Annotated in this window: 17 protein-coding genes; 15 read left to right on the top strand and 2 right to left on the bottom strand. The window is 67.9% G+C overall.

The annotated features are described in order from the left end of the window. Positions 1-5: 5 nt before the first annotated feature. Genes QMO14_RS02325 through QMO14_RS02305 form a run of 5 tightly spaced genes read left to right on the top strand, consistent with a single transcriptional unit; the run spans position 6 to position 4,355 of the window. Positions 6-749 carry an ABC transporter ATP-binding protein gene (locus QMO14_RS02325; RefSeq protein ID WP_301504042.1) on the top strand — a complete coding sequence of 248 codons (744 nt, stop codon included), beginning with the start codon at positions 6-8 and terminating at the stop codon, positions 747-749. Further along, on the top strand, positions 736-1,428 hold the full coding sequence (locus tag QMO14_RS02320; protein WP_301504041.1) for an ABC transporter ATP-binding protein: 693 nt from the start codon (positions 736-738) through the stop codon (positions 1,426-1,428). The genes QMO14_RS02325 and QMO14_RS02320 overlap by 14 nt, the downstream gene beginning before the upstream one ends. A gap of 1 nt (position 1,429) precedes the next feature. Beyond that, positions 1,430-2,296, top strand: coding sequence for a branched-chain amino acid ABC transporter permease (locus tag QMO14_RS02315; RefSeq protein WP_301504039.1), 867 nt, complete (start codon positions 1,430-1,432; stop codon positions 2,294-2,296). Then, positions 2,293-3,294 carry a branched-chain amino acid ABC transporter permease gene (locus QMO14_RS02310; protein WP_301504037.1) on the top strand — a complete coding sequence of 334 codons (1,002 nt, stop codon included), beginning with the start codon at positions 2,293-2,295 and terminating at the stop codon, positions 3,292-3,294. The genes QMO14_RS02315 and QMO14_RS02310 overlap by 4 nt, the downstream gene beginning before the upstream one ends. A gap of 47 nt (positions 3,295-3,341) precedes the next feature. Next, positions 3,342-4,355, top strand: a complete 1,014-nt coding sequence (locus QMO14_RS02305) for a nitrilase (protein WP_301504036.1) — start codon at positions 3,342-3,344, stop codon at positions 4,353-4,355. A gap of 299 nt (positions 4,356-4,654) precedes the next feature. On the opposite strand, the gene QMO14_RS02300 is transcribed toward QMO14_RS02305, so the two are convergent. Beyond that, positions 4,655-5,455 carry an IclR family transcriptional regulator gene (locus QMO14_RS02300; RefSeq protein WP_301504033.1) on the bottom strand — a complete coding sequence of 267 codons (801 nt, stop codon included), beginning with the start codon at positions 5,453-5,455 and terminating at the stop codon, positions 4,655-4,657. 238 nt (positions 5,456-5,693) lie between these two features. On the opposite strand from QMO14_RS02300, the gene QMO14_RS02295 reads away from it, so the two are divergent. From QMO14_RS02295 to QMO14_RS02255, 9 genes are all read left to right on the top strand, one after another. Continuing rightward, positions 5,694-6,668: a tripartite tricarboxylate transporter substrate binding protein gene (locus QMO14_RS02295; protein WP_301504032.1), complete on the top strand. Its 975-nt coding sequence runs from the start codon at positions 5,694-5,696 to the stop codon at positions 6,666-6,668. Positions 6,669-6,724: 56 nt separating this feature from the next. Continuing rightward, the gene (locus tag QMO14_RS02290) at positions 6,725-7,516 is read left to right on the top strand and encodes an enoyl-CoA hydratase/isomerase family protein (RefSeq protein WP_301504030.1); all 792 of its coding nucleotides are present in this window, start codon (positions 6,725-6,727) and stop codon (positions 7,514-7,516) included. Positions 7,517-7,520: 4 nt separating this feature from the next. Beyond that, positions 7,521-9,620, top strand: a complete 2,100-nt coding sequence (locus tag QMO14_RS02285; protein WP_301504028.1) for an acetate--CoA ligase family protein — start codon at positions 7,521-7,523, stop codon at positions 9,618-9,620. Between the two features lie 121 nt (positions 9,621-9,741). Continuing rightward, positions 9,742-10,761: a tripartite tricarboxylate transporter substrate-binding protein gene (locus QMO14_RS02280; RefSeq protein ID WP_301504026.1), complete on the top strand. Its 1,020-nt coding sequence runs from the start codon at positions 9,742-9,744 to the stop codon at positions 10,759-10,761. A gap of 8 nt (positions 10,762-10,769) precedes the next feature. Next, a complete protein-coding gene (gene pcaD / locus QMO14_RS02275) occupies positions 10,770-11,576 on the top strand; it encodes a 3-oxoadipate enol-lactonase (protein WP_301504024.1) in 807 nt (268 codons plus the stop codon). Between the two features lie 46 nt (positions 11,577-11,622). Next, complete coding sequence (locus tag QMO14_RS02270; RefSeq protein ID WP_301504022.1) at positions 11,623-12,603, top strand: tripartite tricarboxylate transporter substrate binding protein; 981 nt, start codon at positions 11,623-11,625, stop codon at positions 12,601-12,603. Between the two features lie 88 nt (positions 12,604-12,691). Continuing rightward, positions 12,692-14,029, top strand: coding sequence for an MmgE/PrpD family protein (locus tag QMO14_RS02265; RefSeq protein WP_301504020.1), 1,338 nt, complete (start codon positions 12,692-12,694; stop codon positions 14,027-14,029). Positions 14,030-14,273: 244 nt separating this feature from the next. Beyond that, the gene (locus QMO14_RS02260) at positions 14,274-15,131 is read left to right on the top strand and encodes an alpha/beta fold hydrolase (RefSeq protein WP_301504018.1); all 858 of its coding nucleotides are present in this window, start codon (positions 14,274-14,276) and stop codon (positions 15,129-15,131) included. A gap of 106 nt (positions 15,132-15,237) precedes the next feature. Beyond that, on the top strand, positions 15,238-16,221 hold the full coding sequence (locus tag QMO14_RS02255) for a tripartite tricarboxylate transporter substrate binding protein (protein WP_301504016.1): 984 nt from the start codon (positions 15,238-15,240) through the stop codon (positions 16,219-16,221). A 3-nt stretch (positions 16,222-16,224) separates the two neighbouring features. On the opposite strand, the gene QMO14_RS02250 is transcribed toward QMO14_RS02255, so the two are convergent. Next, on the bottom strand, positions 16,225-17,145 hold the full coding sequence (locus tag QMO14_RS02250; RefSeq protein WP_301504014.1) for a LysR substrate-binding domain-containing protein: 921 nt from the start codon (positions 17,143-17,145) through the stop codon (positions 16,225-16,227). A gap of 102 nt (positions 17,146-17,247) precedes the next feature. On the opposite strand from QMO14_RS02250, the gene QMO14_RS02245 reads away from it, so the two are divergent. Next, the gene (locus tag QMO14_RS02245; protein ID WP_301504012.1) at positions 17,248-18,045 is read left to right on the top strand and encodes an SDR family NAD(P)-dependent oxidoreductase; all 798 of its coding nucleotides are present in this window, start codon (positions 17,248-17,250) and stop codon (positions 18,043-18,045) included. Positions 18,046-18,074 lie beyond the last annotated feature (29 nt).

The following is an 18,074-nucleotide window of genomic DNA, read 5'->3' as shown; positions in this document are numbered from 1 at the left end:
CTGCCATGCTGCTCGAACTGCGCGACGCAACCAAGCGCTACGGCGACATGGTCATCATCCCGAAACTCTCGCTTTCCGTGGCGGACGGCGAATTCATCGGTGTGATCGGTCCCAACGGCGCAGGCAAGAGCACCATGTTCGGGCTCATCTCCGGAAGCACGCGCTGTGACAGCGGCAGCGTCTTTCTCGATGGCATGGACGTCACCACGCTGGATGCAGCGCAGCGATGCCGTGCCGGCATCGGGCGCACCTTCCAGATCCCGCAGCCGTTCGAAGGCATGACGGCCTATGAAAACGCGCTGGTGGCCGCGACCTTCGGCAGCAGCGGGAACGGGAGTGCCGCACAGGAATTGGCGGTAGACGCGATCGAACGCTGCGGCCTCGCTCCTGTCGCGAACAAGCTGGCAGGCACGCTCACGCTGCTTCAGAGAAAACGCCTGGAGCTTGCGCGTGCGATCGCCACGCAGCCACGCCTGTTGCTGCTCGACGAGGTGGCCGGAGGGCTGACCGACGGCGAGATGCAGCAGCTGCTGCAGCTGATCGTCACCATTCATCAAAGCGGCGTCACCGTTCTCTGGATCGAGCATCTGGTGCACGCCCTGGTTTCGGCAGCGGATCGCCTTGTCGTGCTTGCAAGCGGCGCTGTCATCTGTGATGGCGATCCCGGATCGGTCATGGATGACCAGACTGTGCGGGACACATACCTGGGCTCCGACATCGGCGAGGAGGTCGACTGTGCTGCGCACTGAACGACTCGATGCGTACTACGGCCTGTTCCAGGCATTGTTCGGTCTCACATTCGAGGTCAAGCCGGGGGAAACCGTGGCCTTGATTGGATCGAACGGCGCGGGCAAATCGACGTTGCTTCGTTCGATCGTCGGTTCGGTCCGCGCACGTCCCGACGGGGTTCTGCTCGACGGCCGGCCCGTGGGCGGCGAACCGGAGCGCAAGCAGCTCGATCGCGGCATCGCACTGGTGCCGGAAGGCCGGCGGTTGTTTCCCAGCCTGACGGTTCGTGAAAACCTTCAGTTGGCAATGCGCAATGGACGCAAGGGGCCATGGACCATCGAGCGTTTGATGAAGGAATTTCCGGTGATGGAAGCATTTCAGCATCGCCCGGCGACAGCCCTGTCGGGCGGTCAGCAGCAACTCGTGGCGCTCTCGCGCGCGCTGGTCTGCAACCCCAGTTATCTGCTGTGCGACGAGATCTCGCTGGGTCTTTCTCCGGTTGCCGTCAACGAGGTTTACGAACTCCTGGGGCGGGCCCGCGGCGATGGCCTGGCCGTCGTACTGGTGGAGCAGAACGTGAAGCGCGCGATTTCCGAATCCGATCGCTTCTATTGCATCCAGAAAGGGCGCGTCGTGCTGGAAGGGGCGTCCGAGCATGCGGACCATGCGCAAGTTGCCCAAGCCTACTTTGGAATCTGACATGCAAGCCTTTCTCGAGACCATCGCAGGCGGGCTGATGCTCGGTGCGCTCTATGCCCTTTTCGGACTGGGCCTCAGCCTGAGCCTCGGCGTCATGAAGATGATCAACATCGCGCACGGCGATCTGATCGTCCTGGGCGCTTATTTGTGCAGCACCGTGATGCAGGTCCTGGGCGTCGGTCCGTTTCTCTCGTTGCTCGCCGTGGTTCCCATGATGTTCGTCATCGGCTATGTGCTGCAGAGAATCTTGCTCAATCGCGTTGTCGGCAGGGGAGCGCTTTCGCCGCTGCTTCTGACGTTCGGCCTCTCGATCGTCGTGCAGAACGTCCTGCAGGAGGTCTATACGGCCGATACGCGCAGTCTTCAGGCCGGCGAGTTCGCCTTGCGGGGATTCGATCTGGGCGGCGTGTCGATAGGGCTGCTGCCGCTGGTCTCGACATTGATCAGCGTGGCCATCTTTGCGGGCACCAGCTGGTTGATAGGTCACTCGCATCTGGGGCGGCAGGCTCGTGCCGTCGCGGACGACCCCGGCACCGCGCGCCTGGTTGGCGTCAATGACCGCAACTTCTTCGCGCTGGTCACCGGCTTTGTCCTCGCCGTGATCGCGCTGGCGTCGGTGATGTACGGCATCAGAACGCCGTTTTCCCCCACGGCGGGGCCCGAGCGACTGCTGTACTCGTTCGAGGCCGTCGTGCTCGGGGGGCTCGGAAATGTCTGGGGCACGTTCGTCGGCGGCTTGATCATCGGCGTGGCACAGCTTCTTGGTGCCAAGGTGTCGTCGGGCCTCGGTCCCTTCTTCGGGCACCTGGTCTTCTTGATCGCGCTGCTGGCCCGTCCACAAGGGCTTTTTGGAAAGGGTTCCCGATGAACTCGGTCGTATTGATGGACGGGGCGCGGCCCCGCAAAGCGGGGAGGGCGGTAGTTGGCGTCGCCTTGCTCGCCGTGGTGGGTGCCTTGGCTTTGGCGCCGTGGTTCACGAGCTTCGCGACGCAACGTCTCCTTGTGGAAATCTTCACCGTCTTCGCGATGGCCCTGGCCTGGAACCTGCTCGCAGGCTACGGCGGACTGGTTGTCGTCGGGCACCAGATGTTCGTCGGTGTGGGGGCCTACGCTCTTTTCGCGCTGTCCAACGGGTTGGGAGTCAACCCCTGGATGATGCTGCCGCTGGCAGTGGCGGTGACCGCCCTCTTTGCATTGTTGAGCGCCCTGCCGATGTTTCGGCTCGGCGGCGCCCACTTTGCGGTGGGAACGTGGGTTCTTGCGGAGATGCTGCGAATCCTGACGCTCAACAGCGAATGGCTGGGAGCCGGGGGCGGCATGCCGCTCGAAGCACTCGCGAGCTTTGATCGTTGGACGCGCAACGCGGGTGTCTATTGGTCGGCGCTGATCACTGGCGTTGGCGCACTCGTGATCGCTCGCATGATGCTCAGGGGCAGGCTGGGCCTGGCGCTGATGAGCGTGAGGGATTCGGAGGCTGCCGCCGCCGCATCCGGCGTTTCGATCCAGCGGGCCAAGCTTGCGCTGTGGGTCATCGCGGGATCCATCACCGGGCTCGCGGGAGCCGTGGCCTACATGAATACGCTGCAGGTGACGCCGGACGCGACCTTTTCGTTGAACTGGTCCGCCGCGGCCATCTTCATTGCAGTCCTGGGCGGTATCGGGACACTGGAAGGCCCGATCCTGGGAACGATCCTCTACTTCCTCTTGCGCGAGTCCTTCGCCAGCTACGGCTCGTGGTATTTCATCGGCCTCGGCTCCCTGGCCATCGCCACCATGGTGTTCGCACCCGGTGGCGCCTGGAGCCTCGTCACCCGGCGATGGGCCATCGATCCTTTTGGCGTGCGGCGCGACATGCCTCGCCGCTGACCCCGTCTCTCCCTTAGTTCAGTTCACTTACGGTCAAGGAAATCCAGATGTCCGAAACAGCATTCAAGGTCGCCGTCGTCCAGGCTTCCCCGGTCTTTCTCGACGCGAGGGCGACAACGGAAAAAGCCATCGGCCTCATTGCAGAAGCAGGTGCGAACGGCGCCAAGCTCGTGGCCTTTCCCGAAGTCTTCATTCCGGGCTACCCGTGGTGGCTGTGGCTCGGAACGCCTGCATGGGGGATGCAGTTCGTCTCCAAATACCACGCAAACTCCCTGCGAGCTGACGGACCCGAGTTGGCGGCGATCGCGGCCGCAGCGAAGAAATCGGACATCAATGTCGTGATCGGCTTTTCCGAGATCGAGGGTGGATCCCTGTACCTCAGCCAGGCGCTCATCAGTGACAAGGGCGAGATGGTGTTCAAGCGCCGAAAGCTGAAGCCCACGCACGTCGAGCGCACTTTGTTCGGCGAGGGCGATGGATCGGATTTCCAGGTCGCCGACAGCAGCGTCGGCCGGCTGGGGGCGCTGTGTTGCGCAGAGCACGTCCAACCGCTCTCCAAGTACGCGATGTACTCGATGCACGAGCAAGTGCACGTCGCGTCCTGGCCGTCGTTCACGCTGTACCGCGGCAAAGCCTTTGCGCTTGGCCATGAGGTCAACCTCTCCGCCAGTCAGATCTACGCGCTTGAAGGGGGCTGCTACGTGCTCCACGCGAGCGCGGTCACCGGACAGGACATGTTCGACGTGTTGTGCGATACGCCTGAGCGAGCGGAGCTGCTCAATGCCGACGGAGCCAAGCCTGGTGGTGGCTACTCGATGATCTTCGGTCCGGATGGACAGCCATTGGTGGCACACATGCCTCAGGACCAGGAGGGCCTGCTCTACGCAGATATCGATCTCGCCAAAATTGCCGTGGCCAAGGCGGCTTACGACCCATCGGGCCACTACGCTCGCGGCGACGTCGTACGCCTCATGGTCAACAAGAATCCGCGCCGAACGAGCGTCAGTTTTGGAGAAGGCGCCACCGATGGGGCCCAATGGACAGAAGCCAGGCCGGATTGAACTCCTGCGCTTCAACGCTCTCTTTGGCTGCGGTTTGGCGCCGCAACCCCTGATCGCCGGCGTGACTCACCGCCTGCGGACTTGGTCACAAGCTTTCAATCGAATGCGAGACCTTCCCCGACGCGACAGCGCCGCGCGACCCCGCGCCCGGGACGATCTTGTCCTGTATCGCCCATGGCGCGCCCTGCGCCCTGCGCGGGCAGCGGCATGGCCACGCGTATCTGGCCCGAGGGGAGGACGTTCCCATTCCCCGCCGACCAAAGAGCCTTCGCACGCCGGGTTGCCGCGCGGCCCCAGGTTCAACCGGACCTCGGCATCTGCAGTTCGAGGTCATGGCGTATAGCCTGCACCAGGCCGAGCAGCGAAGGCCCGAGCTCATGTGCGATGGTGGCGATCGACTCCTGCGTCGAGAGGCTGACATTCAAGACGTAGATGGCGCCTTCCACCTCGAGCGGCGCGGCCAGCGCGACAACTTCAGGCTGCCAAGCAGCGGCGCAGAAGCCACTTGAGCGCACGTCGGCACATGCTTGCCTGATCTCCGCCCCAATGACCTTCCAGTGGATGCGGCGTCGTGAAAGAAGCTGCACGAGTTGGGACCTGTGCTGCGGCGTAAGTGCGGCCAGGTATGCGCGCCCGAGCGAGGTGAGCTCCATGGGCACACGCTGGCCGGAAACCACGTGGCGAAGAGCGGCACGTCTGGCGTAGCGAATGGATTCGAGGTAGACCATTTCGTCCCGATCGGGGGAGGCCAACCCCACGTTGATGTGGCGTTGTCTTGCCAGTTCGAGCATGCGAGGAGCTGCCGCCTGAAGGACGCGCGACGCGGTCCGCATTGCATGAGAGAGGCTCAGGACCGCTGGGGCGAGCCGATACGCACGCTCGGCCTTGTCGAGCTGCAGCATCCCGCTGCCGACCAGAGTTTGCGTGAGTCTGCTGACCGTGGCCTTGGATAGGCCCGTGCGCTCGGCAAGTTCACCATTTCCCAGCAGTTCCGATCCGGGGCGGAACGCGCGAAGGATCTCTATGCCGCGCTCCAGAGAGCGGTTTGCGGGCGATCGTCCCGGCTTGTGATCGAGAAAGAAGCGGGCTGAATCGGTCATGGTGCGTCCTACGAAAAGTGTCTGCGGACTCGATGTCGTCGCGTGCCTGAGGGCCCCTGGCTTCGAGTCCGTCGACATGTGGCCGGGGCGGTGATCATCCCAGAGATATTCCATCCAGTGGAATTGAGATCCCCGAGATCGATTGTTTCCTCCTAAAGTTCTCGCACCCACCTGCGGCGTAGCCAAGAACGTTCGCGCTTACTTGGGGTTCATTACTTGGTTCTGGAGACATCAGATCATGGCTGCTATTGGCATGCGCCGGGTGCGCGCACTCTTCCTTCTCGTGCTGGGCTTCATTGCTTTCGGCGCGGCGTTCGCCGCCTACCCCGACAAGCCCATCCGCTTCGTGGTTCCGTTCGCTCCTGGCGGGGGCACCGACATCATCGCCCGGACGCTGGGTGCCGAAATGTCCAAGGATCTGGGGCAGCCCGTGATCGTCGACAACAAGCCCGGCGCCGGAACGCTGATCGGCACGGACAACGTGGCCAAGAGCGCGCCGGACGGCTACAGCGTCGTGGTCGCCTCGTTCGCCCATGCCGTCAACCCGGCGCTGCAGCCCAAGCTTCCGTACGGCAGCAACAAGGCTTTCGCGCCCGTCATCCTCATCGGGCGCGGACCCAACGTGCTGGTGGTGCGTCCCGACAGCCCCTACAAGTCGGTGGCCGACCTGATCGCCGCCGCCAAGGCCAACCCCGGCAAGCTGACCTTCGCGTCGCAGGGTGCGGGCACCTCCGCCCACCTGGCCGGCGAGATGTTCGCCAACCTCGCGAAGGTCAAGCTCACGCACATTCCCTATCGCGGTGCCGGTCCGGCGCTGACCGACCTGCTGGGCGGCCAGGTCGACATGATGTTCGCCACCGCCGCGGCGGTCTCCAACTTCGTCGACAGCGGCAAGTTGCGCGCGCTTGGCGTGACCACGGCGGAGCCTTCGCCGTCGTTCAAGGGCGTGCCGGCCATCGCCGCCACCGTGCCCAACTATCTGGTTGAAAGCTGGTATGGCCTCTACGTGCCCGCCGGCACGCCGACGGCCGTCATCGACCGGCTCAACGCCGCGGCTCGCAAGGCGGCGCGCGCGCCCGACTTCGTGCGCAAGATCGAGCACGAAGGCCTGGTGATCAATGCCGGCGCACCGGCAGAGCTCGACACCTACGTGCGGGCCGAGGAAGAGCGCTGGGCGCGCGTCATCAAGGAAAACGGCATCAAGGCCGACTGAACCGATCGCCGGCCGAATCGATTGAACGGCGGCAGCCGGCCTGCAGGAAAAAGCATATGACCTACACCCTCATCGACTTTCAGGTGACGGACGCCATCGCGACCGTGACATTCAACCGCCCCGACAAGCGCAACGCCATGAGCGACGACATGCGCACGGAATTCATCGACGTGCTGGAGCGCGTGACCGCCGACAAGGCCATCCGTGCAATGGTGCTGACCGGCGCCGGCAAGGGCTTCTGCGCGGGCGGCGACATCAGCGGGATGCAGAAGCGCATGAACGCGCCGGCGGGCGAGGTGGGGTTCAACGGCTGGCACCGCCAGCAGCGCGTGCACCATGTGCAGGCCCTGCTGCACACCATGCCCAAGCCGGTGATCGCTGCCGTCAACGGCGCCGCCTCGGGGCTGGGGGCCGACACCGCGATGGCGTGCGACTTCGTCATCGCCAGCGAATGGGCCAGCTTCACCTGGAGCTACGTGCTGCGCGGCATCATTCCCGACGGCGGCGGCATGTACTTCCTGCCGCGCCGCGTGGGCCTGCCCAAAGCCAAGGAACTGATCTTCACCGGCCGCCAGGTCAAGGCGGATGAAGCCCTCTCGCTGGGCATCGTCGATCGCAAAACGAGTGCCGAGACCCTGCTGGCCGACGCGCAGGCGTGGGCGCGCGAGCTGTCGTCCGCGTCCTCCACCGCGCTTGCGCTGACGAAGACCATCCTGAACCAGAGCTTCGAGCTCTCCTCGCACGACGTGTTCGCGCAGGGCAGCCAGGCGCAGGGCATCTGCTACACCAGCAGCGAGCACCGCGCGTCGGTGGAGGCCTTCCTGGCCAAGACGGCTTCGAAGGAGTGATGCCATGAACGAAGCCATCGCCAAGCTGCTTTCCCCGCGCAGCGTCGCCGTCATCGGCGCGTCTGCCGATCCGAAGAAGACCACGGGCCGGCCGGTGGCCTACCTGCAGAAGCATGGCTTCGCGGGTCGCATCATGCCGGTGAACCCGAAGGTCGAGCGCATCGGCGAATTGCCGTGCTATCCGGACATCGCGTCGCTGCCCGAAGTGCCCGACGTCGCCGTCGTGCTGCTGGGCGCGGAGCGCGCCCACCTGGCCGTGAAGGAACTCTCGCAGCGCGGCTGCGCCGCCGCCATCGTGCTGGCCAGCGGCTACACCGAGACCGGCGAGGAGGGCGCCCGGCGCCAGCAGCAGCTGGTGGAGGCGGCCGGCGCGATGCGCATCCTGGGGCCGAACACCATCGGGCTGGTCAACCTCACCGACAACATCGTGCTGTCGCCGTCCGGCGCGCTGGAGATGGACGAGTTCCAGGCCGGCGGCATCGGCGTGGTCTCGCAAAGCGGCGGCATCCTGGGCTCGCTGCTGTCGCGCGCCGCGGCGCGCGGCATCGGCCTGTCGAAGCTGATCTCCACGAGCAACGAGGTCGACCTGGAGCTGGCCGACTTCATCGACCATCTGGCCGACGATCCGGCCACCAAGGTGATTGCGCTGTACGTCGAAACCGTGCGCGACCCCGCGAAGTTCCGCGCGGCCTGCCTGAAGGCAGCACGCATGGGCAAGCCGGTGGTGGCCTTCAAGATCGGCCGCTCGGAGGCGGGCGCGAAGGCCGCCGTGTCGCACACCGGCGCGATGGCGGGCGCCGACAGCATGTACGACGCGCTGTTCAGGCAGGTCGGCGTGATCCGGGCGCAGAGCTTCTCGGATCTGCTGGACATTCCCGCCGCGCTGTGCACGGGCCGCAAGCTGCGCGGCGCGCGCGTCGCGATCCTCACCTCCACCGGCGGCGCCGGCACGCTGGTGTCCGACGACCTGGGCGTGGCCGGCTTCGACACGCCAGCGCCCGACGAGGCCACCGCCGATGCGCTGCGCGCGCTGCAGACCGGCAGCGAGGCCGTGCTGGACCGCAACCCCATCGATGTGACGCTCGCCGGCCTGCGCCCCGACCTGTTGCGCGGCGCCATCAATGCGCTGCTGGCGAGCCCGAGCTACGACGCGCTGGTGATCATCGTCGGCTCTTCCAGCCTGGCCATGCCCGAACTGCTGGCCGGCGCCATCCAGGAGTGCCTGCCGAACTCCGACAAGCCGGTGATGGCCTACGTGAGTCCGCACGCGCCCGAAGTGGGCGCGCTGCTCACGCGGCGCGGCGTGCCGGCCTTCACCGCCGCCGAGAGCTGCACGGCCGCGATGGCCGGCATGCTGCGCGTGCAGCGCTTCGTGGCGCCTGCGCAAGACGACGCGGCCCTGCCGCTGATCGAGGCCGGCGACTTGCCCACCGGCTCGCTCGACGAGGCGCAGGCCAAGCAGCTGTTCGCGCGCTTCGGCGTGCCCTGCGCCGCGGAGCGCGTGGTCGCTTCGCCCGCCGAGGCGGAAGCCGCCGCGCGCGAGCTGGGCGGGCGCGTCGTGCTCAAGATCCTGTCGTCGCAGATCACGCACAAGAGCGACGTGGGCGGCGTCGCCGTCGGCCTGGGTGCCGACACCATCGGCGAGCGCATCGGCCGCATGGCGGCTGAGGTGAAGGCCCGCACCGGCGTGCATCCGCAGCGCTTCCTCGTGCAGGAGATGGTGTCGGGCGGCACGGAGCTGATTCTGGGAATGCACCGCGATGCGCTGGGCACGGCCATCCTGCTGGGCATGGGCGGCGTGACGGCGGAACTCTTCAAGGACACCACCATGCGGCTGCTCGCGCAGGACGCACAGGGCCTGAAGCCGCTGAGCCGGGCCGAGGCGCTGTCGATGGCGCAGGATCTCAAGACCTGGCCGCTGCTGGACGGTTTCCGTGGACGACCGAAGGCCGACGTCGAGGCGCTGGTCGGCGCGATCGTCGCGTTCTCGAGGATGGCCGCTCAGCTCGGCGAGCGCCTGGTCGAGGCCGAGATCAACCCCGTTTTCGTGCTGCCGCAGGGGCAGGGCGTACGCGCTGCCGACGGCGTGGTCGTGCTGGCCTGAGCGGCTGCGGCAGCGCAACCGGTGGGGCACCGGCCTGGCCGGTTGCCTCGAACTGGAGCGGACGACAGCCCGCTCCCGAACCCAGACTGCCCCGAGGCAGCGAACACAACAGGAGACATCCATGCATTTGCTTTCCAGGCACGATCCTTCACGCCGTGCGCTGTTGCGATGGCTGCCCGCAGGCGCGGCCTGCGCGGCCGTTCCGGCCTGGGCCCAGAGCCAGGCTGCCGGGGACGAACTGCCGGCGCCGGCCCTGTCCAGCTACCGCTTCATCGTCGGCTTCGGCGCGGGCGGCGTGCCCGATGCGGCCGCGCGCCTGATCGCCGCCACGATGTCGGAGCGCTGGAAGCTGCCGGCCGTGGTGGAGAACAAGACGGGCGTGGGCGGCACGCTCGCGGCCAAAGCCGTGCTGGCGGCACCCGCCGACGGCAGCACGCTGCTGAGCGTGTCGCCGGCCCATGCCACGGCGCCCGCCGTCTTCGCCAACCCCGGCTACGACACGCTGCGCGACTTCGCGCCCGTCACCATGATCGGCGACGGACCGGCGCTGGTCGTCGCGCCCAGGAACCTGCCGGTCGCTGACCTTGCCGAGATGCTCGCGCAGGCCAGGTCGCGCCCCGGCTCGCTGAGCTATTCCTCGGCCGGCGTGGGCAGCAGTTCGCACTTCGCGGCCGCGCTGTTGTGCCAGCAGGCGGGGGTCGAGGGCGTGAACATTCCGTACAAGAGCGTGGGCGAAGCCATGACCGAGACCATCGCCGGACGCGTGCAGTTCCACATCGCGCCGTACGTCTCGGCGATGGGGATGGTGAAGGAGGGCAGGGTGCGCGCCCTCGCCGTGACGAGCCCGCGGCGCATCGCCGGGATGCCCGACGTGCCCACCACGGCCGAGGCCGGCGTTCCAGGCTACGAATGGAGCTTCTGGTACGGCCTGCTGGCTTCCGCCAGGACGCCTGCGGCGGTCTTGGCGCAGCTCAACAAGGACATCACCGGCATCCTGCGCCTGCCCCAGGTGAAGAAGCAGCTCGAGACCATGGGGGTGAACGTGTCGGCCGGCACTTCCGCCGAGTTCGGCAAGCTGATCGAGGCCGAAGTGGCCAAGTACCGGCGCATCGCCAAGGCCACCGGCATGGCGCCGTTGTGAGAGACACCATGAATTTTCTCGAACGCGCCGGCGGCGGCGCCATTCACTACGCGATCGACGGCACACAGGGCCCGTGGCTGGTGCTGTCCCACTCGCTGGGCTGCGACATCTCGATGTGGGACGCGCAGATGCCGGCGCTGGCCGGCCGCTACCGCGTGCTGCGGTACGACACGCGCGGCCACGGCCGCAGCGGCGCCGGCGACGGCCCCTTCACCCTGGATACGCTGGCCGACGACGCAGCCGAACTGATGGATCACCTGGGCATCGCGCAGGCCACCTGGATCGGCTTCTCGATGGGCGGGATGATCGGCCAGACCTTCGCGCTGAAGTATCTGCGGCGCGTGCAGGCGCTCGTGCTGGCGGACACCACCAGCGAGCATGGCGCCACGCCGCAATCGGTGTGGGACGAACGCATCCGCGTGGCCCGCGAGCAGGGCGTGCAGCCGCTGGTGCAGCCGGCCATCGGGCGCTGGTTCACGGCGGGCTTCAGGCAGAAGCAGCCCGCCGTCGTCGAAGGCATCGCCAGCGTCATCGCCAGCACCAGCGTCGACGGATGGGCGGGCTGCTGCGCGGCCATCGCGGCCGTGCACACCACCAACGACCTGCACCGCATCGGCTGCCCGGCACTGGTGATCGTGGGGGAGCACGACATCGGCACGCCGCTTGCGGCGTCTCTCGAGCTGCACCGGCACCTGCCCGAGTCCACGCTGGCGGTGATCGCCGATGCGGCGCACATGACCTGCATCGAGCAGGCCGAACGCTTCAACCGCGTGCTGCGCATGTTCCTGGACACCGCAACGGCGAAGGACGCCTGAACCACGAAACGGCCAGCTGCGGGCCTGGCGAACGAGGAGACACGCGATGCAACGAAGACTTCTGGGCCGATGGACGGCCGCGGCCGGCCTGACGGCATCAGGCCTGTGCACAGCGGCGCGCGCGCAGCGGGGCTTTCCGAACAGGCCGCTCAGGCTCGTGGTGCCCTTCCCCGCGGGCGGCGGCACCGACGTGCTGGCGCGGGCGCTCGGCGAAGGCCTCTCGCGCGAACTCGGCCAGCCGGTGATCGTCGACAACAAGGCGGGCGCAGGCACGGTGATCGGCAACGACGCCGTCGCCAAGAGCGCGCCGGACGGCCACACGCTGCTGCTGACAACGAGCGCGATCGCGATCGTGCCGAGCCTCTATCCGAAGCTGCCCTATGCAGCCGAGACCGCCCTGGTCCCCGTGCTGCTGCTGGGCGTGGCGCCCAACGTGGCGGTGGTGCGCGCCGAAAGCCCGCTGCGCTCCGCCAGCGACCTGCTGCAGCGGCTGCGCTCGGAGCCCGGCCGCCTGAGCTATGCCTCCGCCGGCAACGGCACCACCACGCACCTGGCGGCCGAGCTGCTCAAGAGCAGCACGGGCCTGTCGATGACGCATGTGCCGTATCGCGGCGCGACGCCGGCAATCACCGATCTGCTCGCGGGGCAGGTCGACCTCATGTTCGGCACCCTGCCGAGCGTGGCGCCCTTCATCAAGAGCGGCAAGGTCCGCGCCCTCGGCGTGACCGGCGCGAAGCGCTCGCCGCTGTTCCCCGATGTGCCCACCTTCGCCGAGTCGGGCGCGCCGGGCTACTCGGCCGATGTGCTGTACGGGGTGTTCGTCACGGGCGGCACACCCGCCTCGGCCATCGAAAGGCTGGGCGCCGCCGTGCGCAAGGCCAGCCGCGCAGAAGGCTTCCAGCGCAGGGCCGAAGCCGAAGGCCTGGTGCTCACGCTCGACGGCGCCGCCGAGGCGTTGCGCATCCAGCGCGCCGAAGAGGCGAAATGGCGGCAGCTGATCAAGGCCAACGGCATCATCGCCGAGTAGGTCGCGAGTCGGCCGCACCGGACCGGCCCCCGCACGCATCGCCGCCTCCCTCATCTTGCTGTTTTCTCATCATCGATCGGACACCCTCATGCACGCGACCGAAGTATTCGCCCGCCACGCCACCGAATTCCGCCAGGCCCGGCTCGACGACGAGGTGCTGCACCATGCCAAGCGCGCGGTGATCGACTGGCACGCCGCGCTGTTTCCGGGGCTCGACGTCGCGCCGATGCCGCAGCTTCGCGCGCTGCTGGCCGACGACCTCGGCCATGGCGGTGCGCGCCTGCCCGATGGGCGGCCCGCACCCGCGCGCGCGGCCGCGCTGCTCAACGGCACCGCGGCCCATGCCGCCGAGGTGGACGACAGCTTCCGCGACGCCATGTACCACCCGGGAGCGGCCACCGTGGCGTCGGCGCTCGCCATCGCACAGGACCGCGGCGCCAGCGGGCTGGACTTCCTGCGCGGCGTGGTGCTCGGCTACGAGGTTTCGACGCGCATCGGCGTGGCGATGGGGCGGGCGCACTATCGCCACTGGCACAACACCGGCACCGTGGGCACCTTCGKCGCCGCCGCTTCCGCCGCCGGCCTGCTCGGGCTGCACGGCGCGCCCTTCGCCCATGCGCTCGCCACGGCTGCCACCTTTGCAGCGGGGCTGCAGCAGGCCTTCCGGATGGATTCGATGTCCAAGCCGCTGCACGCGGGGCGTGCGGCCGAAGGCGGCGTGCTCGCCGCGCAGCTCGCCGCGCAGGGCGTGACGGGTTCGCTGGATGTGCTCGACGGCGAGGCCGGCTTCGGCCGCGCCATGAGCGATGGCCCCGACTGGTCGAGCGTGGGGGACACGCTCGGGCGCGACTTCCACATCACGCGGCTGACCTTCAAGAACCACATCGGCTGCGGCCACACCTTCGCGGCCATCGATGGCGCCCTGGAGCTGGCGCGCCGGCACGACCTGCGGGCCGCGGACATCCGCCGCGTCCACGTGGCCACCTACGGCCCGGCGCTGGACATCGCCTGCTACGAAGACCCACGCACCGAGAACGAGGCCCGCTTCAGCATGCGCTTCGTGGTGGCAACCGCGCTGGTGCACGGCAGCGTGCGCCTCGCGGCCTACACGCCCGAGCGGCTGGCGGATGCCGACACGCGCGCGATGATGGCGCGCATCACGGCCGTGGTCGACCCGGAGATCGACGCCGCCTTCCCGGGCCGGCGCTCGGCCCGCGTCGAGATCGAGACGAACGACGGCCAGCGCCACGCCTGGCTGCAGCCCGACCGCAAGGGCGACCCCGAACTGCCGCTGTCGGACACGGAGCTCGACGACAAATTCCTCGAGCTGTCGGCGCCGGTGATCGGCGCGCAGCGCGCGCGGGCTCTGCTGCGCAGCATCTGGTCGCTGGACCAGGCCGGCGACCTGCGCGGGCTGGCAGCCTGAGGGCGGCCAGCCGCCGACGCCACACCTTCGCGCCTTCGGCATCGACGGTCCGCGCCCGCAGGCATGCAGCGTGGCGAACCGTCGCGCCCGCGCGCTCGGCTTCCATGCGCAAGACCCGAACAATCAGGAGCATGCCGTGGCCCGCAGATCTTCGTCGCCATCGCAGCGGCCGATAGCCGGAAAACATATCTGCTATAGGAGCCATGTGCTTACCCTTGATGTCGGCGCCTGAAAGACTTCGGGCATGGAGACAAAAGATTCAACCGCACAAGCCGCGACGCGCCCCAGCGTGTCGCGCAAGCTGATCAGCTATCCCTCGGCGCGCGACGGTGCGCAGATCCGCATCGAGTACGCCGACGAAGGCACGGGACCCGCGATCTGCATCCTTCCTTCGCTCGCCCGCTCCGGGCGCGACTACGACGAGGTCGCGGCCATGCTGGCGCGCGAGGGCTTCCGCGTGCTGCGCCCCGAGCCGCGCGGCATCGGCCGCAGCCAAGGGCCGATGCAGTCGCTGGACATGCACGATTTCGCCGCCGACGTGGCTGCCGTGCTGGACCACGAGCGCACCGGCCCGCTCGTGGTGGTGGGCCATGCGTGGGGCAGCCAGCCTGCACGCACGCTGGCCGCGGACCGTCCGGACCTCGTGTGCGGCGTGGTGATGGCCGCCGCCTCGGCGGGCAAGCTGCCGCCCGGATCGCAAGAGAAGCCGTACGGCCGACTGCGCGATGCGATCGACGGGGCGGGCGACCCGAGCCTGTCCGAAGCGCAGCGCATCGACTGCCTGCGCCGCGCGTTCTTCGCCCCGGGCCATGACCCGCGCGTCTGGCTGGATGGCTGGAGCGCCGAGGCGCACGAGGCGCAAAGCCATGCCCGGCGCGTGACGCCGGTGGACGACTACTTCTCCGCAGGGCAGGAGGTTCCGATCCTCGACCTGCAGGCCGAGCACGACGCCGTCGTGATCCCCGACGTCATGAAGCCCTACCTGGGTGACCGGGTGACGGTGCAGGTGATCCGCGACGCCGGCCACGCGATGGCGCCGGAGCAGCCTCGCGCGATGGCCGATGCGATCGCGGCGTTCGCGCGCCGCGTCTACGGCAAGTAACACCGCCCAACGTGGCGCGTCGGTTCGCGGCGCGCCCGACAGGCTTCTGCGCGTGTCGTACGACGGCGCTCGGCACTCGATTCACATGAGCACACCAGGAGACGACATGATCAGGACAACCACCCTCACCGCCCTCAAGCTGGCGCTCGCCGGCGCGGCAATGCTCGCGGGCGCCTTCGCCCATGCACAGGGCTATCCGGACAAGCCGATACGGATGGTCATTCCCTACACGCCCGGAGGCTCGATCGACACGGTCGGGCGGCTGGTGGCCGAGCAACTGCAGCGCCAGCTCGGGCAGCCCATCGTGATCGACAACGCACCGGGCGCTTCGGGCTTCGTGGGCGCGATGCACGTGAAGAAAGCCAAGCCCGACGGCTACACGCTGCTGTTCAACGCATCGAGCCAGGCCTACCTGCCGCTGGTCGTCGCGAAGAAGACCTACGACGCGCAGCGCGACTTCACGCCCGTGGGGCAGATCGGCTATGTGCCGCTGATCGTGGCTGTCAACAACGACGTGCCCGCCAGGACCATGGGCGAGTTCGTGCAGATGGCCAAGGCCAACCCCGGCAAGTACACCTGGGCCACCTCGGGGCTGGGAACGACCAGTCACCTGAGCGAGGAGATGGTCAACCGCGTCTTGGGTCTGCAGATGCAAATCATCGCCTACAAGGGCGCCGTGCCGCAGCTGACCGACGTGATCGGCGGCCATGTCTCCGCGGCAATCTCGCCGATGCCCGGCGTCGCGCCCTTCGTGCACGGAGGGCGCCTGCGCCCGCTCGCGGTGACCAGCAAGGTGCGCGTGCCGTCGATGCCGGACGTGCCCACGCTGTCGGAGGTCGGCATGCCCGGCTTCGAGCTGCTGTCTTGGTACGGCATCTGGGGGCCCGCCGATCTTCCCGAGGACATCGCGAACCGGCTGAACAGCGAGATCGCCAAGGCGGTCGATGCGCCTTCGCTGAAGGCCAAGTTCGCCGAGCTGTCCTTCGTTCCCACGAAGTCGAGCCCCGCGCAGTTCAGGCAGCTGATCGCGGACGACCTCGTCAAGATCGGCAAGGCGGTGAAGGATGCGGGCATCCGCATCGACTTCTGAGACTCATCGTTCGGCGGCCGGCATCGGCGCCGCCGGCCGATAGGCGCGGAAGTCCAGTGCGCGCAGCAGCTTCGCGGTCTCCTGGATGAGGCGGCTGGCGGGGCGGGCGGTCGGCATCGCCAGCACCAGGCTGTTCCACATGGCCGGAGGCCCGATGGGGGCTGCCCGCACCTTGGCGCGGCGCGTGCTGAGGTTGAGCGCGCTCTCCGGCAGGATGGAGCAGGCCATTCCTTCCTCGACCACCGTCAGGGCCGTGTGCACCGCGCCCACCTCGGCCACGATGTCCAGGCTGATCTTGCGCGGCAGCATCACCGCGTCGACCAGGCTTCGAATGGGGTTCGGTACGGCAGGCAGGATCAGCGGGAAATCGGCGAGGGAGGCCAGCGAGACCCGCTCGGGCAGCCGATAGCCTTCGGGCGCGACGAGCAGCAGCCTCTCGCGCATCAAGGGCTCGTAGCTCAGCAGCGGCGTGGGCGGAGGGTCGAAGAGCACGCCGACGTCGATGCGGCCGGCCAGCAGGCCCTCGCGAAGCGAGAGGCTCAGGCCTTCCACCACCGACAGCATCGCATTGGGCAGCCGTTCGCGGAACTCCCGCACGAGCGGCACGCACAGGCCGCTGGCCACCCGATTGGGCAGCCCCACCACCACCTTACCGGCGGGTTCGTCGCTCATCTCCTTGATCTCGAACAGGGCTTGCGCGGCCGCATTGAGCATGACGCGGGCATGGGCCTGCAGCGCATGGCCCGCCTGCGTCGGCGTGACGCCCCGGCCGGTGCGTTCCAGCAGGCGCTGGCCGAGCTCCTGTTCAAGCAATGCGACCTGCCGGCTGATGCTCGGCTGCGCCAGGTTCAGGGCGGCCGCGGCACGGCTGAAGCTGCCTTTCTCGACCACGACGACGAAGTACTCGAGCTGTTTGAGATCCATAGCGCAAAGACATATCTGATATAGGCCTCATTCGATTTAACTTTGCTTGCGTTCGACCCAGACTCAAGGTTTTCCCGGGGAAGCCGGGCTCGAGGAGCAACGATGAAGAGATTCGAATCGAAAGTCGCGATCGTGACGGGTGCGGGCTGCGTTGGCGCAGGCTGGGGCAATGGCCGCGCGATGGCCGTGCGGCTCGCGGAAGAAGGCGCCAGGGTGCTCGCGGTCGACCGCGATGCCGAACGCCTGGCCGAGACCCTGTCGCTCGCGGGCAGCGCCGCGGCATCCATCACCACGTGCATCTGCGACGTCACCAGCTCCGCGAGCGTGAAGTCGATGGTCGAGGCCTGCATCGAGGCTTATGGCGCGCCCGACATCCTGATCAACAACGTCGGCGGCTCGGCCGCGGGCGGTCCGGTGCAGCTCAGCGAGGAGGCCTGGGACACGCAGATCGACGTCAACCTCAAGAGCGTGTTCCTCACCTGCAAGCACGTGCTGCCGCACATGATCGAACGCAAGCGCGGCGCCATCGTCAACGTGGCCTCGACCTCGGGCCTGCGCTGGACCGGCAGCGCACAGGTGGCTTACGCGGCCAGCAAGGCGGGGGTGATCCATCTGTCGCGCGTGGTGGCGGTCCAGCATGCGGCCGATGGCGTGCGCGTCAACACGGTCGTGCCGGGGCAGCTGCACACCCCGATGGTCGAGGCGCGCCTGGCCGGGCAGCGCACCGGCGGCGACATCGAGGCGCTGCTGGCCTCGCGCGTGAAGCGCATCCCGCTGGGCTTCATGGGCGATGGCCGCGACACGGCGAGCGCCGCGCTCTACCTCGCGAGCGACGAAGCCCGCTTCGTGACCGGCACCGAGCTGGTCGTGGACGGCGGCATGACGGCGCGCTGCGACTGAGCGGCCCGTAAAGCAAGCAAGGAGACAAG

Source organism: Variovorax sp. CAN15, from assembly GCF_030462475.1.
Classification (GTDB): domain Bacteria; phylum Pseudomonadota; class Gammaproteobacteria; order Burkholderiales; family Burkholderiaceae_C; genus Variovorax.
This window is presented reverse-complemented; position numbering and strand designations above follow the sequence as displayed.